The sequence below is a fragment of the Aminobacter sp. SR38 genome, assembly GCF_014843375.1.
In the GTDB taxonomy this organism is placed as follows: domain Bacteria; phylum Pseudomonadota; class Alphaproteobacteria; order Rhizobiales; family Rhizobiaceae; genus Aminobacter; species Aminobacter ciceronei.
This window is the reverse complement of record NZ_CP062112.1, coordinates 2,825,753-2,851,910: the sequence shown is the minus strand read 5'-3', so window position 1 is coordinate 2,851,910 and position 26,158 is coordinate 2,825,753. Positions and strand designations below refer to the sequence as shown.

General features: G+C 63.8%; 21 protein-coding genes. 12 read left to right on the top strand and 9 right to left on the bottom strand.

The features are described 5' to 3' along the window. Positions 1-22: 22 nt before the first annotated feature. Positions 23-1,297 carry an ABC transporter substrate-binding protein gene (locus tag IG197_RS13895; protein WP_067955527.1) on the bottom strand — a complete coding sequence of 425 codons (1,275 nt, stop codon included), beginning with the start codon at positions 1,295-1,297 and terminating at the stop codon, positions 23-25. 564 nt (positions 1,298-1,861) lie between these two features. Here IG197_RS13895 and IG197_RS13890 point away from each other — a divergent pair. Together IG197_RS13890 and IG197_RS13885 are read left to right on the top strand one after the other, a co-directional pair. Further along, positions 1,862-2,653, top strand: a complete 792-nt coding sequence (locus tag IG197_RS13890) for a cyclase family protein (RefSeq protein WP_067955525.1) — start codon at positions 1,862-1,864, stop codon at positions 2,651-2,653. Between the two features lie 210 nt (positions 2,654-2,863). Next, positions 2,864-3,418 carry a MarR family winged helix-turn-helix transcriptional regulator gene (locus IG197_RS13885; protein WP_154385213.1) on the top strand — a complete coding sequence of 185 codons (555 nt, stop codon included), beginning with the start codon at positions 2,864-2,866 and terminating at the stop codon, positions 3,416-3,418. 17 nt (positions 3,419-3,435) lie between these two features. On the opposite strand, the gene IG197_RS13880 is transcribed toward IG197_RS13885, so the two are convergent. The 4 genes from IG197_RS13880 to IG197_RS13865 all read right to left on the bottom strand — a co-directional run bounded on the left by IG197_RS13880 (position 3,436) and on the right by IG197_RS13865 (position 9,147). Beyond that, on the bottom strand, positions 3,436-4,989 hold the full coding sequence (locus IG197_RS13880) for an indolepyruvate oxidoreductase subunit beta family protein (RefSeq protein ID WP_067955522.1): 1,554 nt from the start codon (positions 4,987-4,989) through the stop codon (positions 3,436-3,438). Then, positions 4,986-7,139 (bottom strand): indolepyruvate ferredoxin oxidoreductase subunit alpha, encoded by a 2,154-nt coding sequence (locus IG197_RS13875; RefSeq protein WP_192312629.1) that lies wholly within the window; start codon positions 7,137-7,139, stop codon positions 4,986-4,988. The genes IG197_RS13880 and IG197_RS13875 overlap by 4 nt, the downstream gene beginning before the upstream one ends. Before the next feature lie 277 nt (positions 7,140-7,416). After that, on the bottom strand, positions 7,417-8,220 hold the full coding sequence (locus IG197_RS13870) for a dimethylarginine dimethylaminohydrolase family protein (protein ID WP_192312626.1): 804 nt from the start codon (positions 8,218-8,220) through the stop codon (positions 7,417-7,419). Between the two features lie 96 nt (positions 8,221-8,316). Further along, positions 8,317-9,147, bottom strand: a complete 831-nt coding sequence (locus IG197_RS13865) for an AraC family transcriptional regulator (protein WP_192312623.1) — start codon at positions 9,145-9,147, stop codon at positions 8,317-8,319. A gap of 171 nt (positions 9,148-9,318) precedes the next feature. Between IG197_RS13865 and IG197_RS13860 the strand changes: the two genes are divergently transcribed. Genes IG197_RS13860 through IG197_RS13850 form a run of 3 tightly spaced genes read left to right on the top strand, consistent with a single transcriptional unit; the run spans position 9,319 to position 11,923 of the window. Further along, positions 9,319-10,575 carry a cytochrome P450 gene (locus IG197_RS13860; protein WP_192312620.1) on the top strand — a complete coding sequence of 419 codons (1,257 nt, stop codon included), beginning with the start codon at positions 9,319-9,321 and terminating at the stop codon, positions 10,573-10,575. Positions 10,576-10,589: 14 nt separating this feature from the next. After that, entirely contained in the window at positions 10,590-10,910 is a 321-nt protein-coding gene (locus IG197_RS13855; protein WP_192312616.1) for a 2Fe-2S iron-sulfur cluster-binding protein, read from the top strand. A 59-nt stretch (positions 10,911-10,969) separates the two neighbouring features. After that, entirely contained in the window at positions 10,970-11,923 is a 954-nt protein-coding gene (locus tag IG197_RS13850) for a ring-cleaving dioxygenase (protein WP_192312614.1), read from the top strand. 17 nt (positions 11,924-11,940) lie between these two features. Here IG197_RS13850 and IG197_RS13845 read toward each other — a convergent pair whose 3' ends face one another. Both IG197_RS13845 and IG197_RS13840 read right to left on the bottom strand, forming a co-directional pair. Continuing rightward, complete coding sequence (locus IG197_RS13845) at positions 11,941-13,497, bottom strand: VOC family protein (RefSeq protein WP_192312612.1); 1,557 nt, start codon at positions 13,495-13,497, stop codon at positions 11,941-11,943. A 127-nt stretch (positions 13,498-13,624) separates the two neighbouring features. Beyond that, entirely contained in the window at positions 13,625-15,802 is a 2,178-nt protein-coding gene (locus IG197_RS13840) for a malate synthase G (protein WP_192312610.1), read from the bottom strand. Positions 15,803-15,985: 183 nt separating this feature from the next. On the opposite strand from IG197_RS13840, the gene IG197_RS13835 reads away from it, so the two are divergent. After that, positions 15,986-16,918, top strand: a complete 933-nt coding sequence (locus tag IG197_RS13835) for a sugar phosphate isomerase/epimerase (protein ID WP_192312608.1) — start codon at positions 15,986-15,988, stop codon at positions 16,916-16,918. Between the two features lie 131 nt (positions 16,919-17,049). Then, positions 17,050-18,456 (top strand): allantoinase PuuE, encoded by a 1,407-nt coding sequence (puuE, locus tag IG197_RS13830; RefSeq protein WP_192319509.1) that lies wholly within the window; start codon positions 17,050-17,052, stop codon positions 18,454-18,456. A gap of 73 nt (positions 18,457-18,529) precedes the next feature. Here the strand turns inward: puuE and IG197_RS13825 are convergent, their stop codons facing one another. Together IG197_RS13825 and IG197_RS13820 are read right to left on the bottom strand one after the other, a co-directional pair. Beyond that, complete coding sequence (locus tag IG197_RS13825; protein WP_192319507.1) at positions 18,530-19,240, bottom strand: GntR family transcriptional regulator; 711 nt, start codon at positions 19,238-19,240, stop codon at positions 18,530-18,532. Positions 19,241-19,575: 335 nt separating this feature from the next. Then, a complete protein-coding gene (locus IG197_RS13820; RefSeq protein ID WP_192319505.1) occupies positions 19,576-20,340 on the bottom strand; it encodes an aspartate/glutamate racemase family protein in 765 nt (254 codons plus the stop codon). A gap of 476 nt (positions 20,341-20,816) precedes the next feature. Here IG197_RS13820 and IG197_RS13815 point away from each other — a divergent pair, with 476 nt between their 5' ends. Genes IG197_RS13815 through IG197_RS13795 form a run of 5 tightly spaced genes read left to right on the top strand, consistent with a single transcriptional unit; the run spans position 20,817 to position 26,152 of the window. Continuing rightward, the gene (locus tag IG197_RS13815) at positions 20,817-22,394 is read left to right on the top strand and encodes an ABC transporter substrate-binding protein (RefSeq protein WP_192319503.1); all 1,578 of its coding nucleotides are present in this window, start codon (positions 20,817-20,819) and stop codon (positions 22,392-22,394) included. 12 nt (positions 22,395-22,406) lie between these two features. Further along, entirely contained in the window at positions 22,407-23,450 is a 1,044-nt protein-coding gene (locus tag IG197_RS13810) for an ABC transporter permease (RefSeq protein ID WP_192319501.1), read from the top strand. Further along, positions 23,447-24,298, top strand: a complete 852-nt coding sequence (locus tag IG197_RS13805) for an ABC transporter permease (RefSeq protein WP_192319499.1) — start codon at positions 23,447-23,449, stop codon at positions 24,296-24,298. Before IG197_RS13810 ends, IG197_RS13805 begins: the two co-directional genes overlap by 4 nt. 1 nt (position 24,299) lies before the next feature. After that, entirely contained in the window at positions 24,300-25,331 is a 1,032-nt protein-coding gene (locus IG197_RS13800; RefSeq protein ID WP_246765378.1) for an ABC transporter ATP-binding protein, read from the top strand. Positions 25,332-25,333: 2 nt separating this feature from the next. Further along, on the top strand, positions 25,334-26,152 hold the full coding sequence (locus IG197_RS13795) for an ATP-binding cassette domain-containing protein (protein WP_192319495.1): 819 nt from the start codon (positions 25,334-25,336) through the stop codon (positions 26,150-26,152). Positions 26,153-26,158 lie beyond the last annotated feature (6 nt).

Here is a 26,158-nt window from a genome sequence, read left to right as displayed (position 1 = left end):
TCCCGTACCTGTTGCTGCTGCCTTAGCCGTCGATTTCCGCCAGCAGCTTCGCCATATCCTCGGCGCTGATGGTCTTGTCGATGACCAGTTCCTCGCCCTCGATGTGCCAGGTCAGCGCGGGGCCGCTGATGTCGCCGTTGACGTCGAACTCGATTGGACCGAGCGCGCCGACATACTTGATCGGCTTGCCGGCCTTGACCAGCTCCAGTGCCTTCTTGAACTCTGCCGGGCCGGTGCCGATGACCTCGCCGCCAGGCGTCTGGGTCTTGCGGATCGCATCGCGGATCGCAGGGCCGGACAGGTCGGGCGCGATGTTCATGGCAAGGCCGAGGATCGTTACGGCATCATATTCGTTGGAAATGCCAGGGCCGTCGGCGCTGATGTTGTAAGCCGCCTTGAACGCCGCCTTGAACTCGTCGAGCGTGGCGCTCTGGGTCGAGGTGTTGTCAGTGCCGAACGCCTTGGTCAGGTACTTGGCGCCGACCGCCTTGACGAAGTCGGGGCTGCGCAGCGCGTTGTTGAGGATCAGCTGCTGCGTGCCGCCGAGCGAGATCCATTCGCGGGCGATGGTGGCGCCGTCCTGTGGGAAGGCGACGATGAACATCGCATCGGGCTTCTCGGCCAGCGCCGCCGAAACTTCGGCGCGATAAGACGCCTGGTTTTCGTTGAAGGCGACAGCCTTGACCACTTCGCCGCCGAACTTCTCGGTCGCCTTGGTGAAATCCTTGACCAGGCTCGCGCCGTAGTCGGTGTTCACATAGATCATCGCGATGCGCTTGAGGCCGCGGTCGGCCGCGATCTTGGCCGGCAGGTAGGAGAGGTTCTTGACCACCGGGAAGGTGCGAAAGAAAAAGCCGCCGGTCTTGCCTTCCTGCGCCATCGTCGTCAGCACCGGGGCTGACGAGCAGCAGGCGATCTGGGGGATCTGCGACGGAGCCGATACCGAGGTCAGGATCGGGATGGTGACGCCGCTGCCGATGCTCGCCGACAGTGCCTTCACGCCCTCGACATCGACGAGATATTTGGCGGCGTCGACGCCGACATTGGGCTGGCCCTGATCGTCGCGCAGCACGAACTCGACCTGGCAGCCCTTGACGCCGCCGCCTTCGTTGATGTTGGCGATGGCGAGCTGTGCGCTGTTGCCGATGGCCTTGCCCACCGCACCCATCGATCCCGTCAGCGACAGCACGCCGCCGATCTTGACCGGGCAAGCGGCGTCCTGGGCCATTGCCGAGGTGGTGGAAAATGCGGTGGCTGCAAGCAGGCTGGCCAGCATCAGGCCCTTGGTTTTGTTCATCAGTCCGTTCCCCTTGTTTGGATGATGGCAGCCGCGTGCTCGTCTCAGGCCTTGGTGCCCGTTGGTCAAGCCGTCGCGGAAACGTTCCTCACTTCCATCATTTGATCATAAGCGCACAAAATTTTGTGGTTGTAAAGCGAGGCCGGAAGACGCGGAGTTGAGACCGCAGCGGCGGAGGAAATGCCGAAATACGTGATTGTAATCAGATGTTTGATTTATTTAGCAGCGTCTTTCGTAGCCGCCTAACGCAGGAGAAAAGCGAAGCGTCCGACTTTCGGATTTTTGTCGAATTTGTGCCGGCTCGGAAAATTTTCACCTGCCCTGAAGGCGAAAGCAGGCACGATGCAGCGGCCTGCCGGGGCCAAGATCAGGCCCGCTGGCATCTCGACAGCTGCCCCTTGGTCAGTCAAACCGCGCCGAAACCATGCATGCGGGGATATTCGAGCTTGAAGGATGCCAGCCTTGTTGGCATCCAGGCAAAAATAATATTTGCAAATGCATATGACTTGATTAGGCTGAAACAAACCTGGCCTTCCGGACCGGGCAAAGAGGAGGAGAGCCAAGATGACAGCCAACCAGACGCTGGCGGATTTCGCGTCGGCAATCGCCACGGGCGCGGTCCAGATCGTCGACCTGACCGCACCGCTGGGGCCAGATACGCCGGTCCTGTACCTGCCGCCGGACTTCGCCAAGAACACGCCGAAGTTCAAGATGCACGAGATCTCGCGCTATGATGCCAACGGTCCTTGGTGGGCCTGGGGCTGGATGGAGCTCGGCGAGCACACCGGCACCCATTTCGATGCCCCGGTGCACTGGATCTCCGGCAAGGATGTCGCCCAGGGCACCACCGACACCGTGTCGCCGCAGTCATTCGTAGCACCTTGCGTCGTTATCGACTGTTCGAAGGAGGTCGCCGGTAATCCGGACTTCCTGCTGACCGCCGATGGCGTAAAGGCCTGGGAGGCGGTGCACGGTCAAATTCCGCGTGGCGCCTGGGTGCTGATGCGCTCGGACTGGTATCCGCGCAACACCTCGACCGAGGCCTTCCTGAACGCAGACGACAATGGCCCGCATACGCCCGGGCCGAGCGTCGACTGCGTTCGTCTGCTGGTCGAGCGCGGCGTGCTCGGTTTCGGCAACGAATGCGTCGGCACCGATGCCGGCAGCGCGGTGGCGATGGATCCGCCGTTCCCCGCGCACAGCTTGCTGCTCGAAGTCGGCAGCTACGGCCTCGCCAGCCTGTGCAACCTCGACAAGCTGCCGGCCACCGGTGCCGTTCTGGTCGTGGCGCCGCTCAAGATTGTCGGCGGCACTGGCAGTCCGGTGCGCGCCTTCGCGCTCGCGCCACGCGCCTGATCGAGCCTCAGTGGGGACTGCGGCGGCTCCCACCGCCGCTGTCGCCTCGAGATGGATGGGTACCAGCCATCTCGAGGCGTAGGGCCGGGTTGCCTTGTGGCGCCCGGCCTTTTCATTTGATGCCAGGTGAGACGCTCTGGACGGTTGCCGGATAATCGGCTTCATGGCAATCCGGACAGCGTCGAACTCCATCGAGCCGAACGGGTAGCAATGGTCACGAAATACTTCACCGGGTCGTTCAGGGAAGCTGGAGATGGCAACCGTCTGCCCAGCCTCGGCGAAATCGGGCTCAACCGCTTTGCCCCGCACCTCATCAACCGCCTGTCGGCAAGCTACAACGCCAACCTGCAGGAACGGCTGCGCCCGCTCGACCTGACCACGCCGAAGATGCGGGCGATCGCGCTCTTGACCATCTCGCCCGGGCTTACCGTCAACGAGCTGTCATTCCTCGCGGTTGTCGAACAATCGACGATGAGCCGTACGCTCGACGCGCTGGAGGAGCAGGGCTTTGTCCGCCGCCAGTCGCGCGCTGACGACATGCGCGTGCGCGAAGTGCACATCACCGACGCTGGCCGCGACGTGTTCCAGCAGTTCTGGCCGGTGCTGTTCGGCATCTTCTCGCAGCTGTTCGAGGGCATCGAGCCCGACGAATACGACGCTTTCATCGTCACGCTGCACAAGGTCCTGCGCAACATCGACCGGATCGGCGGCGGCGGTGACGCAACGGTCAAGAACGGCGACGGAAAGGCCGACGCCGAGACTTAAGCTACGGCGCGAGCGCGTCAGGCGAAGCTGCGGACCGTCGCCAATGCGCCGTCGAGCGACTTGCCGGCCTCGTCCTGCAACGCCGCCTGAACGAGGCGCTTGAGCCAGGTTCCGCCATCCTCACGCCCCTTGAGCAGGGGCACTGCCGACAGCACCTTGTCGAACTTGCCCTGGCCGCGGCTGTGGGTGTCGGAATAGCCCTTCACCAGCCGACGGCTGCCGACCACCGCTGACGCCAGCTCATAATTGGCGGGCAGCAGGGATGACGCCATTTCCAGCCAGCTTGCGATATGCGCCATCTCGCGCTTGTGGCGCAGCATGGTGCGGCGTATCGGCTTCAGGCTGGAGAGCGCATAGAGGGCCAAAAACCAGCCGACGGTACCGGTGCGCACGCGCCGGCCCTTGCTGAACAGGCGCTCCAGCAACTTGAGCAGCGCCGGGCGGTTCTCGATGAACTGGCCGAGGGACGCCGGCATCGTGCCGACAACCTCCTCGGCGCGCGGGTGCATGTATTCGGTGGTGTAGACCAGTTGCTCGCCGGTAGCGCCGATCTCCTTGCGGACGCGTTCGAACCGCGTCGCGCGCGTCTTGAGGTCGGCGACCCGCACGACATCGTCATAGGCCATGGCGATGGCGAGATATTTGGCGATCTCCTGGCTGAAGCCGAAGTTCCTCGTTTCGCCGCCGGCGTTTCGGTCAAGCGTGAGCAGGCGCGACGCGGTGTCGAGATACTCCTCGGCATAACGCGGGTCCTGGAAGTCGACGAGCTTCTTCGCGCCAGCATAAAGCATCGGCGCCAGCACTGGCGGGAACTCGGAATGGATGCGGTCGAGCAGCCGGTCGAGCTTTGGATGCCCGACCGACAAAGGTGCGTCCGGCAGCAGCTTTTCAGGCTTCCTGGCCAGTTTGTCAGGCGTGCCGTCGCGGGCTCTGTCGAATGCGGCGCCAAAGGCACGCAGGCTGGCCTCGACGCCCTTGCCGCCGGCGCGCACCGCAGCCTCGAAGGCCTGGCGCGTGAACGGCAGGACATTGGCGCCGGCCAAGGCGCCGAACATCGCCGACGAGATGACGCTGCCATTCTTTTCGGCCAGCGTCTGCATGTCGAAGACAATAGTCTTCCTGGCCGCGACGCCGAAAGCATCGGCGACGGCGAGCGGATCGCCGGTGCCGTCGCCCGGCACTTCCTTTTCGCCGACCGCATAGGATCGATGCGTCGAGGCGATCAGCGTCGTCTTGTCCGGCGTGACCAGTCCACGCAGCATCGAGCGGCCGGCTTCCATGAATTCGGCTGCCAGCACGACATCGACGTCGCCGGGCGTCGGCATCAGTGACAGCACCGGCATCTGGCCGTCCTTCGGCTTGAGCATCTCGACATAATAGATCGTGGCACCGGTGCGCTGGGCAACACCTGGCACCGAGGTCGACTGGGCGACCCATCCCTCGGCCTCGGCGAGCGCCACCACCCAGTCGGCGAGCACGCCGCCGCCTTGCCCGCCCATGGCGAGGATGGCAATCGAGATCGGCTTGTCGTCGGCGGCTATGGTGGTCATCGGACTGCTCATGTCGTTCATCCGAAGACCACGCGCCTGGCTTCGCGGCGGCGCTGCAGGAAGCCGATGACGGCGTTGCGCAGTCTGGCTGCGAAACGGTCGCGCCGGGTGGGGTTGTAGATGATGTCGGCGCGATAGAAGGACGGGCACAGCACTGCCGCCTCCGAGACCTCGCCGCAATTGCCACAGCCGACGCAAGTGTTGTCGATCGCCACCACCGGATCGTCGCGCAGCGGGTCGTCGGTATGCTTGAGCGACAGCGACGGACAGCCTGACAGGCGGATGCAGGCATGATCGCCGGTGCAGGTGTCCTCGTCGACGCCGAAGCGTTCGCGCACCATGCGCTGGCCCGACTTGACAGCCTTGGAAAATAGCGGCTTCTCGCGCCGCTGACGGTTGAGCATGCATTCAGAGGAGGCGACGATGATCTTCGGCCCTTCCTCCTTCGAGGTCAGCGCCTCCTTCAGCGTGTCGCGCATCTTCGCCACATCATAGGTGCGGTCGATCTGGCGCACCCATTTGGCGCCGATGCCCTTTACCGCCTTGACGATCGAGTTGTTGGTCGAGCGCTCCGGATTGTCGGCGCGTGACGACAATATGTCCTGCCCGCCGGTCGCCGACGAATAGTAGTTGTCGACGACCATGATGACGCCGTCATGCTTGTTGTAGACGGCGTTGCCGACCGAGGTGGTGAGCCCGTTGTGCCAGAAGCCGCCATCGCCCATCACCGAGATGGCGCGCTTGCCGGCGTCGACATTGAAGGCCGAGGCAGAGGCCGGGCCGAGGCCGTAACCCATGGTGGAGCCGCCGATGTTGAACGGCGGCAGGATTGAAAACAGGTGGCAGCCGATGTCGGCCGAGACGTGGTGTTCGCCGAGCTCCTGCTCGACGAGCTTCATGGCGGCGAAGATCGGCCGTTCCGGACAGCCGGTGCAGAAGCCAGCGGGGCGCGCGGGCACGACGGCGTTAAGCGCCTTGACCTTCGGATCGGCAAGCACCGCATCGGCGCTGGGCAACGGCGGGCGGTTGCCGAGAAGGGCTACGGCATGCTCCTCGAGAAACGCCTGGATGCCGTTCATCAGCACGGCCGCCGTATAGTCGCCGCGGATCGGCAGCACACCCTTGCCGGCGAGCCTGGTGTTGATGTCGCGCCGGCGCAGGATCGAGTTCACCGCCTGCTCGAGATAGTCGGGGTGCCCTTCCTCTACCATCAGCACGGCGCGCTTGCCGGCGCAGAATGCCGACACCTCGTCGTCGATCAGCGGATAGGTGACGTTGAGCACATAGAGCGGGATTGCTGTGTTGCCGTAGGCATCGGCGAGCCCCAGCAGTTGCAGCGCCCGCATCACCGAATTGTACATGCCGCCTTGCAGGATGATGCCGACATCACCCGCGTCGGGGCCGAACCATTCGTTCAACTTGCGGCTCTTGATGAAATCGATGGCCGCCGGCCAGCGTTTCTCGATCTTCTCGCGGTCATGCACGGTGATCGACACCGGCGGCAGCACGATGCGGTCGAGATCGCGCACCGGATTCTCCATCGCCTCCTTGATCGTGAATTCGGGACGCTTGTTGTCCTTGGCGACGAACTGGCCATGCACGTGGCAGGCGCGGATGCGCACCTGCATCATCACGGGCGTGTTGGACGCTTCCGACAGCTCGAAACCGTCTTCGACCGATTTGACGATCGATTCGAGATTGGGGCGCGGGTCGAGCAGCCACATCTGCGACTTCATAGCGAAGGCATGGCTGCGTTCCTGCGGGATCGACGAGCCCTCGCCATAGTCCTCGCCGAGGATGATCAGCGCGCCGCCCTTGACGCCGCTCGACGCCAGGTTGGTCAGCGCATCGCAGGCCACATTGGTGCCGGCGGTCGATTTCCAGGTCACCGCGCCACGCAGCGGGTACATCACCGAGGCGGACAGCATGGCGGCCGCAGCGGCTTCGGAAGCGGAAGACTCGAAATGCACGCCGAGCTCGTCGAGCACCGGCTTGGCATCGGCGAGAACGTCCATCAGATGCGAGATCGGCGAACCTTGGTAGCCGCCGACATAAGAGACGCCGGACTGCAGCAGCGCCTTGGTGATGGCGAGGATGCCCTCGCCGCGAAAGAGATCGCCCTCACCGAGCTTGAGGTCTTCGACCTCCCGCGCAAAAGACCGTTCCGCCATGTCGACCCTCCCAGGCGTGGCAAGACCGCTGCCACCATGGCTCGACGCCCCTCAGGGCCGCCAGGCTTGCCGGGCGTCGAGCTGCATATCTATGAAAATGCATATTCATGAAAATGCATGGATCTGTCAATCGCTGCGGGGTGGATCAAAGGGTCGAAAGATTAAGCAGCCGAACGAGTAGCGATCTTCCTTGACCGATACGTGTGATGCATGTCTGTGCATATATAAAACGATCGCCCAGCGTCACGGCGTGCGACTGCAACGCCAAAAGCTCCGCTTAGCTGGCTGGCCGATGCCAGCGCAGCGACATGCAGGATAGGCCGGCGTCGATCTTGCCGATCTCGGTCGTCTTGAGCGGCACCACATTGTAGCCGAGCCGGTCGAGCATCTCGATGGTGCGTGGATAGTCGGAACCCACCATCACCACGCCGTTGACACGCAGCGCGTTGGCGGCTGGCTCCTCACCTGCCGGGATGGTGACTTGCCGGAAGCCATCGAACACGCCAGAACGGCCGAGCCTTTCGGTGGTCAGCATCGTCTCTTCGTCGAGCAGCGAGCAGTCGGTTTTGAAATGCAACACGCCTTCCGGGGTCTGCACGATCTCGCCCTTGCGTCCGAGGCGGTCGAGGCTGGCGACGAGGCCTTCGGCACCGGCGCGGTCGGTGCGGGCCGACAGCCCGATCATCACGCTTTTGGGTGTGGTCAGCACGTCGCCACCGTCGGCGAAGCCTGATGACGGCAGGTCGAGCACGGTGCTGAACATCGCCTTCAGTGTCGGGGCGATTTCTGCGGTTTCCCCGACTCGGGTCTCGGCGCCGGGCCGGAGCAGGATCGCACCCTCAGGGAAAACCAGTGCGGGGTCCTCGACGAAGATCGAGTCGGGGAAGTTATCCAGCGCCGGCAGCACCGTGACCTCGACGCCCGCCGCCTGCATGGCTGTGATGTAGGCCGCGTGCTCCGCCTTGACGCCATCATAGGTCGGGTTGCCACGATCGTCGGCGCGCAGGCCGTTGACCACCGAGCGCGCCGGCTCGCGCACGATCGCCGCGTTGAATTCGTAGACGGCTGGCTTCGATGTCATGCGGCGTGCTCATCTTGCTGGTTTGGATTGACCGCAGCCTGCCCGAAACCATCTGGCATGTCGACGGGCAGGACATGGGCCAGGGTTGCGGATGCGTCACTGCCCGCGTGCGCGTCGAAACTCGCTCGGCGACTGGCCTGAAATGCGGTGGAAGTCGCGGCTGAAATGATAGGGATCGGCATAGCCTGAGCTCAAGGCCACCGCCGAGATCTTGGCATCGGAGGAGGTCAAAAGCCGCTTGGCGAAGTTCATGCGTTCGTGGCGCATCCAGTCCATCGGCGTGGTGCCGGTCTTCTGGCGGAACTGGCGGTGCAGCTGTGAGGCGCTGAGGCTGGAAATGTCCGCCATGTCCTCGATTTGCCAGTTGCGGGCGATGTCGGCCCTCAGCGCCCGCATCAGCCGCTGGATGCGCTCGCTGCTGTCTTCCTCCTGCTCGCCGCGTTCGGCGACCAGCAGCGCGATCAGCTGGCCGACAATGGCGCTCGACAGCGCGTCGGTGGTCTGGCTGCGATGGCCGAGCGTGCCGATCGCCTGCTCGAACAGCGGCTCGGCGGTGACAGATCCCGAAAAGACCGGCGACTGGCCGACACGCAGGAAGGCGAACACCGCGTCGAGGCCGTGGCCGTCGATACTCATCCAGAAATAGTGCCAATGGTCGGCCTCGGCGTGGCAGCCATGGGCATATTGCATCGCCGTATCGAGCCAGACGACGCTTCCGGCTCCGGCGGCGAAGCGCTGACCGGCGATCTCGATCAGGCCGCGGCCTGAGATGGTCAGGATCAGCGTGTGGTGGTGGAAGCGCCGCGTCACCAGCCCGTCGTTTTCGGTGAAGTGCGTGCGCCCGGCGACCAGGATCTTGTAGGGATAGGCCTCGGCGTGCCGCCCAGGTGTGTGGAACAGGATCTCGTCGCGGTGGTCTTTGGTCATTTTTGCGCAGGCCGGTAAGCTCGTCCGTTGCCAGCGTTGTAATGGCATGTCGCCGACGATGCGAGTTTTATCCATCAAGGCGCGACTGGGGTGCATTCATATCGGCGCCGTTGGCGCTAGCCTATGACGACAGCTGCCGCATCGTGGCGGCAATCCAGTTGGAGCGACAAGATGGCGACCGCTACCCCAAAGGCAAGCGTATCAGGCACGGCATTCGAGCCGCTGTCGCGCGCCTTCGCCCAGAACCCCTATCCGGCCTATGCGGCGCTGCGCGACAAGGGTGAGCCGCAGTTCTTCCCTGACTTCGACATGTGGCTGGTCGCCGGCTTCGACGACGTCGCCGGCATCGCCCGCGACAACTCGATGGTGCGTTCGCCCGAATTCTTCATGTCCGAAGAAGAGATCACTGAGCAGAAGCGCCGGCAGAACTGGCTCGACATGCCACACCATCAGCGCTTCGTGCAGTTCTCCATGCTCGACAGCGACGGCGACGTTCACGACCGGCTGCGCAAGCAGGTGTTCCGCGAGTTCACGCCTGTTTTCATCGCCCGGCAGCGTGGCATGATCCAGAGTTTCGTCGACAAGTTGGTGGACGGCCTGATCGGCAAGGGCGAGATCGATTTCGTCGAAGACCTCGCCGCCCAGGTGCCGGGCCACATTATCGGCCGCGTGCTTGGCGTGCCTGATGAGGATTGCCCGCAGCTGCGCGTCTGGTCGGAACGGGTTGTCCAGTTCTTTGACATCAATCGCTCCGACGAGCGCAAGGCATTGGCCGAGCAGGCGACGACCGAATTCTACCATTACCTGCTCAAGTTGATGGCCGAGCGCCGCACCGCACCGCAGGAAGACCTGCTCACCCGGCTAATGGCGGCGCAGGATGCCGGTCTCCTCAATGAAGACGAGCTGGTCTCGACGTGCATGCTGATCCTGATGGCCGGCCACGGCTCGACCATCGACGTGCTCGCCTCCGGCATGCATGCGCTGCTGCGCTTTCCCGACCAGATGGAGCGTCTGCGGCAGGATCCGGGCCTGATCCACACGGCGATCCAGGAGATGTTCCGCTTCGAATCGCCGCTGCCCTTCTTCCACCGTTACTCGACCACCGACTGCATGGTCGGCGGCAAGGCGTTCCCGCGCGGCACCAAATTCGGCCTGCTCTATGGCGCCGCCAACCGCGACCCGGCAGCCTTCGGCGAAGACGCCGACAGCTTCGATGTCGGGCGCAACCCCAACCGTCACCTCGCTTTCGGCGGCGGCGCCCATTTCTGCCTCGGCAACCATCTGGCGCGCCTCGACATGGAGGTGATCTTCACCACGCTGATCAAGCGACTGAAGTCGATTTCGCTCGCCGAAGCCGAGCCCCAATACAAGCCCGGCCTGTCCGTGCGTGGCCCCAAGGCGCTGCGCCTGACGCTGACCCCGGCCTGATCCAGGAGAACAACATGTATCGCGTAACCTTCGTCGACGCCGACGGTCTGGCAACCGAACTCACGGCCAATGAAGGCCAGAGCGTCATGTCGGTGGCCGTTGCCAACGGCATCGACCAGATCCTCGCCGAATGCGGCGGTTCCTGCGCCTGCGGCACCTGCCACTGCTATGTCGACGAGAGCTGGACCGAAAAGCTGCCTGCAGCAGACGATTCCGAGCAGGGCATGATCGAATGCCTGATGAACCCGACGGAGCGGAGCCGGCTTACCTGCCAACTCAAGATGTCAGCCGCCCTCGACGGCCTCGTCGTGCACCTGCCGCGCGAGCAATATTGAGCGTGGCCGCCACGGCCCAAAGGCGCTATCTCTAGGCTTCCCGGTAACAGGAGGCTCTGATGACGCTGCAACTGACGGGCATTCACCACCTCACCGCCATTACTGCGGATGCGCCTGGTAACCTGGGTTTCTACACAGGGACGCTGGGCATGCGGCTGGTCAAGAAGACGGTCAACCAGGACGACACCAGCGCCTACCACCTGTTTTATGCCGACGGAAAGGCAAGCCCGGGCTCGGACCTGACCTTCTTCGACTGGCCGGTGGGGCGTGAGAAGCGCGGCACCCACAGCATCTGCCGCACCGGCCTGCGCGTCGCCGGCGAAACGTCGCTCGACTGGTGGCGCGAGCACCTTGCAGCCAAGGGCATCGACGCCTCGGAGACAACGGACATTGGCGGCTACAAGTCGGTCGACTTCGAAGATCCCGAGGGTCAGCGCCTGCGGCTGGTCGACGACGGCGGCAAGGGACCGGCCAACGAGTGGTCGGCAAGTACAATTCCATCAGAGCACCAGATCAGGGGCCTCGGGCCGATCACCATCAGCGTGCCCGACCTCGCCAACACCGAGCTGGTGCTGACCAGGGTGATGAATCTGCGCAAGCTGCTCGATTTTCCCTCGCCCGATGGCGAAGGCCATGTCCATACCTACGAAATGGGTGAGGGCGGGCCTGCGGCCGAGTTGCACGTCACCGTCCAGCCAAAACTCAATCCGGCGATGCAAGGTGCAGGCGGCGTCCATCACGTCGCCTTCCGCACACCAGACGTCGAGCAGATCCACGAATGGACAGCGCGGCTGCAGGAGTTTCGGCTGCCGTCGAGTGGCGAGGTCGAGCGTTACTATTTCCGTTCGCTCTATTTCCGCGAGCCCGCCGGCGTGCTGTTCGAGATCGCTACCGACGGCCCGGGTTTCGCCGTCGATGAGCCGATGGAGACGCTCGGCGAACGCTTGTCGCTGCCGCCGTTCCTCGAGGACAGGCGGGCGTCGATCGAGGCCAGGCTCAAGCCTCTGGTATGACCCGGCAAGGCGCGCCGTTAGAGATTGCGAGCGGCCAGCCAGTCTCTGACGATCTCGATATCGGCCGCCTCGAAAGCGTGGCCTGAGGATATGGTGCGGGCATCGACCTCGGCGCCGGCGTCGCGCAGCAGGTCGGCGAGTTCGGGGCCGAAGCTGCTGAACACGTCGACGTCGCCCGCGATCGACAGCACCTCGGTATCCGACAGGTCGGCCGCCGGCGGTTGTTCCAGCACCATCGCTGCGCGCAGCAGCGCCGCCCGCCTGATGGCGCCAGGATGCAACAGCATGGCGGCAGCCAGCATGTTGGCGCCGTTGGAGTGCCCAAGAAACACTAGCTTTGCCGGATCGAGCCGGTAAGCCTCGATGGCTCCCTCCACGAAGGCGACCAGCGCCTTGGCCTCCGACCTGATGTCGGCCTGGTCGAATTTGTTGGCCGAGAAGCGGCGAAACCAGCGTGGTGCGCCTTCGTCGGTGGCGCGGCCACGCAGTGCCAGCAGGGTGGCATTCGGCGCGGCCTTGGCGGCGAAGGGGAGAAGGCTGGTCTCGTTGCCGCCCGAGCCGTGCAGCAGCACGATCGTCGTGCCATCTGCATTTTCGGGCGTATAGAAGCGGTGCACGAAAGGCAGTTCGCGATAGATGACGCGCTCCTCGCCCGGCCAGGCGAATTGCGGCAGCATCGTCTTCAGCTCATCGATCTTGTCGGCGCGGTCGGGCGGCACGAACAGATGCGTGCCGAGTTCGTCCAGGGCTTCGTCCACCGCCATTCCGGGCGCATCGGTCGCCAGCTCGATCAGCGTGCCGCCCGGTTCGCGCACATAGAGCGAGTAGAAATACTTGCGGTCATGCACGTTGGTGATCGAGGAATTGCTGGAGCCCAATTCGCCATGCACCCGTTCGACCTCGGCGACGTCTTGGGCACGGAAGGCTATGTGGTCGATGGTGCCGGTACCCGGCGCGCTCGACCAGAAACCCTTGGCGTCGCGGATATCGACAACGTCGCCGGAGTCGGAAATCAGCCGGCGGATGAACTCGGTGCTCGTCTGGGGCCGATAGCCAAAATGCTTGGCAATGAAACTTTCGGTCAGCTCGGGCACCTCGGTCATGATGGTGGCGCCGCGGATGCGGCGGATGGCGTGCTCGACCGGAACGCTCGAACCGTCCCAATCCACCGGGGCCGGGAAGCCTGCCACCCCGACCAACTTGACGATCACTCCGTCGGGGTCTTTCAGCCTGAGCGTCGGCTCGCCCATCTCTTCCATCGGGCCCGAAATCTCGATGTGATGCGACAGCGCCCGCGTCAGCCAGAACCCTATGCTGGCCGGATCGATGGCGAGCGATATCTCGCTCGCCTGGCCGTGGCCGATGCGCCCTGGCGCGCCGTCCTCCCAGACGAGGAAGGTGATCAACGTTCCCGGCTGGGCTGCGCCATCGCCATAGAACAGGTGAAGCTGGGTCGCGTCTTCATAACCGCCGGTCTGCTTGACCAGCCGGAGCCCGAGGAAACCGACATAGAAGTCGACATTGGCCTGCACCTTGCGGGTGATGAGCGTGATGTGATGGATGCCTGCGCCCATGATGCACCTCCGGCCGATTTGCTTTCGGCCGACATTCCCTCAGCCGGGCGGTCGGTGCAACCGATGTTCGATTGGCCAAAAAGAAAGGCCCCGACAAGCAGGGCCAGTCGATCTGGTCTTGCGAGCCTCAGGCTGACAGCGCCTTGGTCTCGCGACGCCTGATATGGAGCACATGCTCGGTGTAGCCGCTCGGCTGCGTGCGTCCTGTGAACACCAGGTCTTCGGCCGCCTTGAACGCCGGGCTGTCGAAGTTTGGCGCCAACGGGGCGTAGCCTTCAGTTTCGGCATTCTGTCGGTCGACGACGGCTGCCATGCGCCGCATCGTTTCGCGCACCTCCGTTTCGCCGACGATGCCGTGGCGCAGCCAGTTGGCGACGTGCTGGGAGGAGATGCGCAAGGTGGCGCGGTCTTCCATCAGCCTGACATCGTCGAGGTCGGGCACGGTCGACACGCCAACGCCCTGGCCAACCCAACGCACGACATAACCGAGCAAGCCCTGCAGGTTGTTTTCGAGCTCTGCCTTGATCTCGTCTGCGCTGTAGCTGCGGGTCGCTAGCGGAATGGTCAAAACGTCGGTCAGCGAGGCGTGCTCCTTGCCGCGCAGTTCGTCCTGGACGGCTGCGACGTCGACGAGGTGATAATGCATGGCATGCAGCACGGCTGCCGTCGGTGTCGGCACCCAGGCGGTGCTGGCACCGGCCAGCGGATGGGCGATCTTCTTGTCGAGCAGGCCAGCCATCTGGTCGGGGGCCGCCCACATGCCCTTGCCGATCTGGGCGCGGCCGGGAAGGTTGCGGGCAATGCCGACATCGACATTGTTCGCCTCATAGGCCTTCAGCCAGGTGGCGCTTGCCATCTCGGCCTTGCGCATCATCGGGCCGGCTTCCATCGAGGTGTGAATCTCGTCGCCGGTGCGGTCGAGGAAGCCGGTGTTGATGAACACCGTGCGGTCGCGCACCTTGGACATGCAGGCGGCGAGGTTGACTGATGTGCGGCGCTCCTCGTCCATGACGCCGATCTTCATCGTGTATTTGGGCAGGCCGACGAGCTCCTCGATGCGCTTGAACAACAGGTCGGAGAGGCCGACCTCGTCGGGGCCGTGCATTTTCGGCTTCACGACATAGACCGAACCGGTGCGGCTGTTGCGTACGGCATTTTCGCCGCGGATGTCTTGTGCCGCACTGGCAACGGTGATCGCCGCGTCGAGGATTGCCTCGGGCACCGGCTTGCCGGCCGCGTCGAGCACGGCGTCGGTGAACATGTGGTGGCCGACATTGCGCACCAGCATTGTCGAACGGCCATGCAGCACAAGCGTGCCGCCGCCGGGTGCGGTGAAGACCCGGTCTTCGACAAGCTTGCGGGTGACAGTCTTGCCGTCCCGGACAAATTCCGAGCTCAGGCTGCCGTCCATCAAGCGCTGCCAGTTGCGGTAGACGACAATCTTGTCTTCGGCGTCGACTGATGAAACCGCATCCTCGAGATCCATGATGATCGAGATCGCCGCCTCGATGACCACGTCTGAGATGCCGGCGGCGTCGAGCGCGCCGACCTGATGCTCGCGGTCGAGCACCAGCTCCAAATGCAGGCCGTTATTGACCAGGAGCACGCTTCTCGGCTCATGGCGCGGGCCGGTGAAGCCGGCGAACTGGCTGGGCGAACGAAGCCCGATCTTCCTGCCGTCGGCCAAGGTCGCCTGCAGCTTGCCGCGCTCGACGATGTAGCCAACAGCGTCGGCGTGGCGGCCGGTAGCCAGCGGCACGACCTGATCGAGGAATTCGCGCACGCGGGCGATGACCAGCCTGGCGCGGGCCGGGTTGAACGCCTTGCCCTTTTCGGCGCCACCGGTCGCGGGAATGGCATCGGTGCCGTAAAGCGCGTCATAGAGCGAACCCCAGCGCGCATTGGCTGCATTCAGCGCGTAGCGGGAATTGGACAGCGGCACCACCAGCTGGGGGCCGGCGATGGTACCGATCTCGGCGTCGACGTTCTTGGTCGCCACCTGGTAGGCGTCGGCGGCAGGTGCCGGCACCAGATAGCCGATGTCGCGCAGGAATTGCTCGTAGGCTGTGGCGTCGTGCTGCTTGCCCTTGTGCTCCAGATGCCAGGCATCGATCTTCGCCTGCAGTTCGTCGCGAATGGCGAGCAGTTCGTGATGCCGGGGCGCGAGGTCGCGAATGATCTCCGCAAGCCCGCTCCAGAAAGCGGCTGGTTCAAGCCGGGCGCCGGGCAGCACCTCCTGCTCGACGAAGGCGCGCAGCGCCGGGTGGACTGAAAGGCCGGCGACGCTTTCATAGGTCTGGGTCATGGGATGGCTCCTTCGATACGCGCGAGGCGCGGCAACTCCGTTTGATGCTGATGACAGCGATTGTATCCATTGACAAGGATTTTTTGATACAGGATAGTATCCAAGTGCTTGGGCTGCCAGGCTGGCCGCTGTCCGACGCGCCCAGATGGCTGCTGCGCACCATTTTTCCGGCGAGGCGTCAGTATGATCGGCATCATCAAGAGTTCATTGCCGGGCGGTAGGAACCTCACTGCTGTCGAGGCGCTGCAGGCCGCCGCGAAGCTGGGGCTGCAGGGGCTGCTGTTCAACTCACTCTTCGACGTCAGCCCGACGCTCGATCCGGCAGAATTGGCCGCCGCCCGCGCCGAGGCGAACCGCTTGGGCCTGGAAATCTCGTCGATGCTCGGCATCGTCAATCAGGCGCTGCCCGCCCGCAGCCAGCCAATCGTCGACGCCGGTGGCGGCGACATGCAGGCAGGTATCGAGAGACTGGTCGAGCTCGCCGCCGGCATCGACATCCGCGACATGTTCTTCATCATCGGCATGATCGAGGATCGCTTCGAGGCCGATGTGAGCTGGCAGGCCCAGCTCGACGGCGTAGCTGAGCTGCTTTGCCGCTGCGCTCCGGCCCTGCGCCGGAATGGCTCGAAGCTGCTGCTCAAAACGCATGAGGAAATAGCAACATCAGAGATTGTGGCGCTGGTCGAAAGGATCGGGGCCGATGTGCTCGGTGTGGCCTTCGACCCGGTCAACGTGCTCTGCCGGCTGGAAGATCCTGTCGCGGCGGCCCGGCGTGTTGCGCCATATGCCACTCAGCTTTATGTCGACGATGCCGTCATGCGCTTCCAGGAGAACGGTATCCGCCGTTTCCTGGCACCGCTCGGCGAAGGTTTTGTCGACTGGAATGGTATCAGGCCGTTGCTGCCCGACGCGAAAGTCTGGATCGAGATGCATGCCGGCCAGTTCGCTATGCCGGTGTTCGACCGGCACTGGCTCAAGAACCAGCCGCCGGTTGCCGTCGAAGAATTTGCCTCGGTGCTGGCGATGGCAGCGAAGTTTGGAACGCGCCAGGTGCCGTGGGACCAGGCGGCGCCTGTCGCGCGGCTGACACAGGCGTTGCGTAGATGCCTGCCATAGTCCTTTCGCCGAATTATTGGATACGATTTTCACAGTGAACCGAATATGAGGCGCCGGGCTTATGCCGCGACGTCGGACGTCAACACACAGTCATTCGCGCGGGAAGCGACCGCGCATCCGAGGAGGCCTTCATGCGATACCCACGCGACATGCGCGGCTACGGCGAGAACCCGCCCCATGCCAACTGGCCAGGCGGCGCCAATGTCGCCGTGCAGTTCGTGCTCAACTACGAGGAAGGCGGCGAAAACAACATCCTGCATGGCGATGCCGCGAGCGAGGCCTTCCTGTCGGAAATCCCGGGTGCTGCGCAGTGGCCGGGCCAGCGCCACTGGAACATGGAGTCGGTCTACGAATATGGCGCCCGCGCCGGATTCTGGCGGCTGCATCGCCTGTTCACCGACCTCGACGTGCCGGTCACTGTCTATGGCGTCGCAACCGCGCTGATGCGCGCACCTGAACAGTTGCGCGCCATGCAGCAGGCCGATTGGGAAATCGCCAGCCATGGCTACAAATGGGTCGAGCACAAGGACATGCCGGCCGATGAGGAGCGTGCCCAGATAAAGGAAGCGATCCGCCTGCACGCGCTGGCCACCGGCGAGCGCCCCACCGGCTGGTACACCGGCCGCTGCTCGGTCAACACCGTTGACCTGGTCTCCGAGGAGGGCGGCTTCGCCTATGTCTCCGATACCTATGACGACGACCTACCCTACTGGCGCGAGCACCAGAGCCGCGCGCAACTGATCATCCCCTACACGCTCGAAGCCAATGACATGCGCTTCGGCACGCCGAACGGCTTCAATTCGGGCGACCAGTTCTTCGCCTATCTCAAGGACACTTTCGACTATCTTTATGCCGAAGGTGCAGCCGGGCGGCCGAAGATGTTCTCCATCGGCCTGCATTGTCGCCTCGTCGGCCGGGCCGGCCGCATCGCGGCGCTCAAGCGCTTCATCGAACATGTACAGAGCCACGACAAGGTCTGGATCGCCCGCCGCATCGACATCGCCCGGCATTGGGCAAAGGAACATCCCTATGTGAAGCCGAAGCTGGTGCCGTCGCAGATGGACAAGGCAGGTTTTGTCGAGTCCTTCGGCCAGTGCTTCCGCGGCGGTGAACTGCTCGCCGAACGCGCCTTCGACGGCGAACTGGCTCCGGTCAACGACAGCCCCTTTGGCCTGTTCTTTGCGCTGCGCACGCAGTTTCGTGCTGCCAGCGAGGCCGAGAAGTTCGAGGTGCTGAAGGAGTACACGCCGCTCGACCCGCGTATCAAGGCGGCAAGCATCGTCGCCGACGAAAAGGACGCGAACAGCCTCGACGCCATGACCGCCGGCCAGCAGCAGTTGCTGCTGGAACTGCTCGGCGCCTATGAGGAAAAATTTGGCTTCGGCGCCATCTTTGTCGTGCGCAACTACACCACCGCATCCCTACTGGCTTCGCTGGGCGCGCGGATCGAGACGGACCGCGACACCGAACTGGCCGTCACCTATGGCGAGGTCGAGCGGCTGGCGGAGATCCAGGTCGAGGCACGGTTCTCGGCCTAAGGATCTATGGCGAACACGTCGCTCGTGACCCGCAAGCGGGTTTCGAGCGACGCGTCGAGAATGCCGATTTGCCTCAGGCGTAACGCGACAGGATTTCGCTGAGGTTGCGCTTGGTGCGCTTGGTCTGGCCGATATTGGCCTGCTCGAACACCTGCTGCAGATGCTCGATGATCGCGTCGGCGCTGGCCTTGGGATCGCGGGCCTTTAGCGCCTGCAGAATCGCCACATGTTCGTCGACGCTGCAGTCGGTTTCCTGATGTGTGCTGTGCTGGGCGAGGATCAGCGACGTCCGCGAGATCAGCGATTTGAGGAAACCGGCGAGCACCTCGTTGCCGGCCATCTGTGCGGCGAGCAGATGAAACTCGCCGGAGGCGACGATCGCCGCCGTATGGTCGCCGGCGTGGCGGATGCTGTGTTCCTTTTCCAGATGCTGTTCCAGCATTGCGATCTGCTTGTCAGTGACGACGGTCGCCAGCTTGGAAAAGATCTCGCGTTCGATGGCATTGCGCGCCTCGAACACCTGGCGCGCCTCGTCGGGTGTCGTGCTGGCAACGAAGGCGCCGCGATTCTGCCGGAACTCGACCAGTGATTCGGTGTGCAGGCGGTTGAGCGCGGCGCGCACGATGGTGCGGCTGACAGAAAACAGCGCGCCGATCGATTCTTCGCTGAGCTTTGTGCCGGGTGTCAGTTCACGCGCCAGAATGGCCCTGAACAGAGCTTGATAGATCGCATCGATCTTCGATCCGGCTTTCTCGTCGAGATCAGTATTCGCAGCTTTCGCCATTCCCTCACCAGCCAGAGTTGTACAGGCAGCGCGCAACAATGCTACGTCTCAGATGCATCGGCGCACGGCGGAAGACAAGAGGAATGCAAGCCTTGCTTCGTTATTCGTTTTATATTAGCCGGTGTCGTACGACGCAGCGGGCGTGCCATTGCCGCCGAATTCCCTCCGCTGCAAGCCGAATTCCCTCCGCTGCAAGTCAGCGCAGGCGCCTTGTTTACATTGCGGCCACTCTAGCACATGTTTTCTAATACAATAGCGAAAACTATTGCGCGCAATCGTAAGGACTTTTGAATACGATTTGAAAATGAGCTGATTTTCGTCTGATCGGCAGTCGCTCAGCTCCCGCCGCTCCGGCGCTGCAGTTGGGGTGCTGGCTGGCCCAGTGCCTGCTTCAGGAAGGGCGACAGGCCGAAGGTTTCGGTCGCAGGCGCGGGTGCATCCGCCGCAGCCGGCTGTGGGTCTGCCGCCAGGCGTAGCGCCTTGCCGATGGCGATGCGGTGAGGGTCGAGAACCGGCACTTCCGCAGCCGCGATGACCTCGGCCAAAACAGGGATCAGCCCGGCGCCGCCCAAGACGACACGTTCAGCCCCGAGTGCCTTGGCTTCCATCGCCAGGAAGCTGGCGATGGATCGTGCATCGTCGGCCACAGACTCGATGGACCGGATACCGGCTATCCTGTCGCCGAGGCCGAGTTTCAGCACCAGTTCGCCGAGCATTTCGCACCAGACCGTGCCGTTGGTCGAAACGAGCGAGGTTCCCGGCATAGCCGCTGCGGCCAGCAGGCCGGCTTCGGCAAATCCGATCACCGGCAGCCTGGTCATCTCGGCGAGCGCCTCGCGGCCGGGGTCGCCAAAGCAGGCGAGTACGATTGCGTCGGGCCTCGCACCCTCACCAATGGCCTTGGCGGCTGCGTCAAGCACGGCGTGTGCGGCGATCGAAACCGCGACACGGGTCGAGATGTAGCTGAAGCCGAAACTGGCGGTGACGGTCTGCACCTCTGCGGCGCCCGCCACCTCTTCGCGCACGAGTGCGTCGATGACCTGGCTGACGCCGGTCGAGGTGTTGGGGTTGATGACGAGCAGGCGAGGCAGGCGGCGCATCGAATTCCTTTGATATCACGGTCTTTGCTTCCGCCCCTCGCGCAACAGCACGATGGTTTGAGAGTCGGGACGCGGACGCCTTTTGCGAAGCGTCTTCAGCTCGGCCTGATATCATTGTATCATATAAGATGTAAAGTTTGTATCCAAAAATTGGATGCAGTTCGGCCCAGAAGGCGAGCAATCTCCTCGCGAAACCGGCATCTTGTCGGATGAAAAATCACAGATCTATACCGAGTTGGATCCATCGTCGCGGCTGCACCGAGGAACGCATTTTTCACGAGGCGGGCGCAGGGGTCTTCTGGAGAGCATCTTAAGTAACTGTTTTTATTTAATTTTTTCTGCAAAGGCTGAAGCCGTTGGCGTGTGCACACATCACGCAACATTTATGTATCCACTGGAGAAAAAATCGGATACAAAAGTGATGGGAGCGCCTTTGCGAAAAGGCAGAGTTAATTCAGCATATGGGAGCGACAATCATGCATGCTTTCTTCTCGGCCTTCTCCGCGCTGTCAGGCAGCCGGCGACAGTTTCTGGCGACAGTCGGGGGCGCGGCCCTTGCCGTGGCGGTCGGTTTCGGCGGCTCGGCGGCCATTGCCGCGGATCGCGAGCACACGATCATTGTCGGCCTCGGTGGCCAGATCAACACGCTCGACCCATTGCGCGCCGACTACAACCAGACCAACACCATCATCAGCGCCGTCTACGATACGCTGGTGACTTACGACGACACCAAGCTCGTCGGCTCGCTGGCGACAGAATACGCCTATGCCGATGACGCCAAGTCGATCACGTTTACGCTGCGTCCCGATGTGAAGTTCCATGACGGCACGGCGCTGACTGCCAAGGACGTCGCCTACACGCTCGACCGGTTGAAGCGCCTCGGCACGGGCGTCGCCTCGCTGATCGACGGCTATGATTCGACCACCGTCACCGACGACACCCATCTGACCATAAACCTGTCCAAGCCGAACACGCTGTTCCTGCCGTCGCTTAGCAAGGTCTACATCCTGAATTCGGCACTGGTTGAAGCCAACAAGGGCGCAGATGACGGCCAGGGTTGGCTCCAAGCGCATGATGCCGGCTCCGGCGCCTACGTGCTGGGCGACCAGTCGCAGGCCGTGGTGATCGACCTGTTCCCCGGCTACTGGGCAGTCGAAGCCGGCCGCCCCGAATCCATCGTCTTCCGCCGCATCGACGAAAGCTCGACGCGCCGCGACGAACTCCGAGCCGGCAACATCGACGTCGCCTTCGGCTTTGCCGACCGCGATGCCGCCGCCATGGCCACCGACCCGGCGCTGAAGGTCGTGCCGATCAACACCAGCTACCAGACGGAAGTGCTGTTCAACACCAAGGTCGGTCCGACCGCCGATCCCAAGGTACGCAAGGCGCTGCGCATGGTCTACGACTATGCCGGCGGTCTGCGTGGCATCCGTGGCGGCAACGGCAAGATCGCCAATGGCCCGCTGCCGGCCCGCCTCGACTGCCGTCCTGAACTGCCAGAGGTGAAGCGCGATCTCGACGCCGCCAAGGCGATGCTCGCCGAAGCAGGCGCGGCCAATCTTAAGCTCAAGATGAACTTCCAGCCGGTGTTCGAGCTGCAGAAGCAGGAGGCGACGCTGTTCCAATCCAACCTGCGCGAGATCGGCGTCGAGCTAGAACTCGAGCCGATCGCCTTCCCGAATTATCTCGCCAGCCTGAAGGATCCGAATTCGATCCCGCAGATGATGCTGCTCGAGGACTTCGCCCAGTTCCCGGAAGCCGGCATCATGCTGGTCAAGGGCTACAAGTCGGATGCGATCGGCACCAACCGTACCGGCTATGCCAATCCCGAGGTCGACAAGCTGCTCGACACGGCCCTTGCCACCGCCGACGACGCCAAGCGTTGCGACATCTACAAGCAGGTCCAGACCATTCTCGACAATGACTCCGTGATGGTCGACATGTATGGTGTCTACAAGCCAGCCGCCTACCGTGTCGGCACGCTTGCAGACCTCAAGGCCAGCATGCTCGCCACGCCCGCCGAGCCGGCGGACTTCCGGCTCGCCAAGCCGTAAGCGAGGTCTGAGATGCTCGCGTTCCGCGCCTATTCCTGGTTCCTCGGCCGACGTCTGGGCCTGACACTGTTGACCCTTTGGGGATTGGCCTCGCTGGTCTTCCTGATGATCAAGCTGATGCCCGGCGACGAGGCCCAGATGGCCGCCGGCGTGGACGCCTCCGCCGCCCAGATCGAGGCGGTGCGTGAAAGGCTGGGGCTCGATGCCCCGGTCATCATGCAATATCTGAGCTTCCTGGGTCGCCTTCTGCGCGGCGACCTGGGTACGTCGATCGTTACCCTCCAGCCTGTTTTGGCCGATCTCGAAAAGGTGCTGCCGAGCACGCTGGAGCTCGTCTTCATTGCCATGCTGCTCAATCTGGCGGTCGCCATCCCGGCCGGCATCATTGCCGCCTACCGCCAGGGCGGCGTCTTCGACACGACCAGCCGCGTCACCGCGGTCATGCTCGGCGGCATGCCCGCCTTCTGGCTCGCGTTGGTGCTGCAATATGTGCTGGGCAGCGTCTGGCGCGTGGTGCCGATCTCGGGCCAGCAGGGCTATGGCATGAACTCGCCGGTCGTCACTGGTGCGCCGACCCTCGATGCCCTGATCGCCGGGAACTTTGCCGGCTTCTTCGATACGCTGCACCACATCATCCTGCCGGCGGCCGTGCTGGCGGCGCTGTTCGCCACCCAGATTTTCCGCACGTTGCGGGCCGCCTTGCTCGGCGTGCTACGCTCGGACTTCATCATGGCCGTGCGCGCCAAGGGCGCCACCGCCCGCCATATGTTGGTGCGCCACGCCTTGCCCAACAGCCTCAATCCGGTGCTGACCCTTTCGGGCACCCAGGCCGGCGCGATGATCGGCTCGGCAGTGCTGGTCGAGACCGTCTTCGCCCGCCAGGGCATCGGCGCCTACATGTTCAATGCCGTCGCCCAGAAGGACGCCTTCGCCGTGCTGGGGTCGGTGATGTTCATCGGAACCGTCGTCTGCCTCGTCAACCTGATCGTCGACATCCTCCAGCTTCTTGTCGACCCGCGCATCCGCGCCGCACAACTGGGGAGCCAGGGCCAATGACCGCCATCGCCCAGCCGGCAACTGCCCGCCGCAAGGAAGGCTTCAGTGCCTTCGAGATCTTCGTCTTCACGCTTGTCATCGCGCTGCTGGCGATCGCCGTCTTCGGTCCGTTCCTGGCGCCGGACAGCATCTACAATTCCGACATCGCCAACTCACTGATGCCGCCGAGTGCGGCCAACTGGTTCGGCACCGACGACCAGGGCCGCGACGTGTTCTGGCGCCTCATCGTCGGTGCCCAGACGACCCTGCTCTCGGCCTTCCTGGTGGTAACGCTCTATTCGCTGATCGGCGTCACGCTTGCCACAGTCGCTGCCGCCGGTCCGCGCTGGCTCGACGAGGGCCTGATGCGCATCACCGACATCGGCTTGGCACTGCCCGGCATGATCGTGGCGCTCGGCTTCGCCGCCGCCATGGGCGCCAGCCTGCGCTCGGCGATCATCGCCATGGCCATAACGGGCTGGCCGATCACCGCCCGCATGCTGCGCGGCATCATGCGCCAGACCATGGAGCAGCCCTTCGTCGCCGGCGCCCAGGTGCTGGGCGTGTCGAAGTGGCGGCTGATGACCAAGCATGTGCTGCCCAATTCGCTCGACGTCTTGATCGTCAAATGGGCCGGCGACATCGGCACGACGGTGCTGGTGCTGGCGAGCCTGTCCTTCATCGGCGTCGGCGCCCAGCCGCCGAGCGCCGAATGGGGCGCCACCATCGCCGCCGCCCGCGGCTATGTCTCGACCGCCTGGTGGACCGTCGTCGCTCCCGGTGCGGCGGTTGCCATTACCTCGATCGCCTTCGGCCTGCTCGGCGACATCATCCAGGTCCGTCGCGATCCGTCCTTGAGGGGCAACTGAGATGAGGACCGTGCACCCCATGCCCGACCAGTCCACTGTTACCCCGCTTCGTCCGCCTCTCGTCACCGTCGACAAGCTGACAGTCGACATGCCGCTTGGCCGCAGCGGCGCGAGCGTCCGCATCGTCGATGGCGTCGATTTCAGCATCGGTGTCGGCGAGCGCGTCGCCTTGGTCGGCGAGTCCGGCTCGGGCAAGTCGCTGACGGCACGCGCGTTGATGCGGCTCGACCGCCTCGCCAGGCTGTCCGGCCGGGTCGACTTCGACGGCACCGACCTGCTCAAACTGTCGGACCGTGACATGGGCAGGCTGCGCGGCAGCTCCATTGCCATGGTCTTCCAGGACCCGATGAGCTTCCTCGATCCGCTGATGACCATCGGCGACCAGGTCGCCGAGACGCTGCGCATCCGAGGCATCGGCAAGGCCGAGGCGCGCAAGCGGGCGCTCGCCGTGCTCGACGAGCTCGGCGTCGACCGCGCCGCCCAACGCCTCGATGCCTATCCGCACGAGTTCTCCGGCGGCATGCGCCAGCGCGTCGTGCTGGCGATGGCGCTGGTCGGCGAGCCGCGGCTGCTGATCGCCGACGAACCGACGACGGCGCTCGACGTGCGCGTGCAGGACCAGGTGCTCGACCTGCTCGACGACGTATCGACGCGCCGTGGTCTGGCAGTGCTGTTCATCACCCACGACCTCGGAGTCGTCGCCGGTTTCGCCGAACGGGTGATGGTCATGTATTCGGGCCGCATCGTCGAAGATGGCGAAGTCGCGAGCGTATTCGCCAAGCCGAGCCATCCCTACACACAAGGGCTGATCAAGGCGGTGCCGCGCATCGACCAGGATCTCAACACGCTCTACGCCATCCCAGGTGCGCCGCCGCCACCACTGGCGCGGCCGGGCGGTTGCCCGTTCCATCCGCGCTGCGATCAGCGCTTCGAACGCTGCGACAAAGACCTGCCCGTGCTGTTGCCGGTCGGTCTGTCGCGCGTCGCCTGCCACCTGCATGACGGCCACCAGCATGACAGAAAGGGCGCCTGACCATGCTCATGTCCATCGACAGCATCAGCAAGTCATACAATGCCTTCCCCAACCCGCCGGCCAAGGTGCTGCACGACGTCACGCTCAACATCGACACCGGCGAGGCCATCGGCCTCGTTGGTGAATCGGGATCCGGCAAGTCGACGATCGCCAAATGCATGCTGGCGCTGATCAAGCCGGAAGACGGTGCGATCACATATGACGGCATCGACGTCATCCATGCCAAGGGCGAGGAGCTCAGGCGTTTCCGCCGCGAAGTGCAGATGGTGTTCCAGGACCCCTATGGCAGCCTCAACCCGCGCATGACGGTCGAGGAGCTGATCGGCGAGGGACTTTTGATCCACAAGCTCGAGCCGACGGCGGCTGCACGCCGCAAGCGGGTCGCCGAGATGATGGAGATGGTCGGCCTCAACCCCAACGACATGGACCGCTACACGCGCTCCTTCTCCGGTGGCCAGCGCCAACGCATCGCCATTGCACGCGCGCTTGTCATCCGCCCGCGCATCCTCGTCTGCGACGAGCCGGTGGCGGCCCTCGACGTGTCGGTGCAGGCGCAGGTCATCAACCTGCTGCAGGACATGCAGAAGAAGCTGAACCTCGCCATCGTCTTCGTTGCGCACGACTTGGCGGTTGTCCGCCATCTCTGCGAAAAGATCGTCGTGCTGCACAAGGGCAAGGTCGTCGAGCAGGGTTCGCGCGACGAAATCTTCGGCAACCCCCGCATGCCTTATACCCAGTCGCTGCTGGCGGCGGTGCCGGTACCCGATCCCGTCGCCGGCCGCGCCCGCCGTGCAGCGCGCCGCCTCGAAACCGCAAACTGACATTAC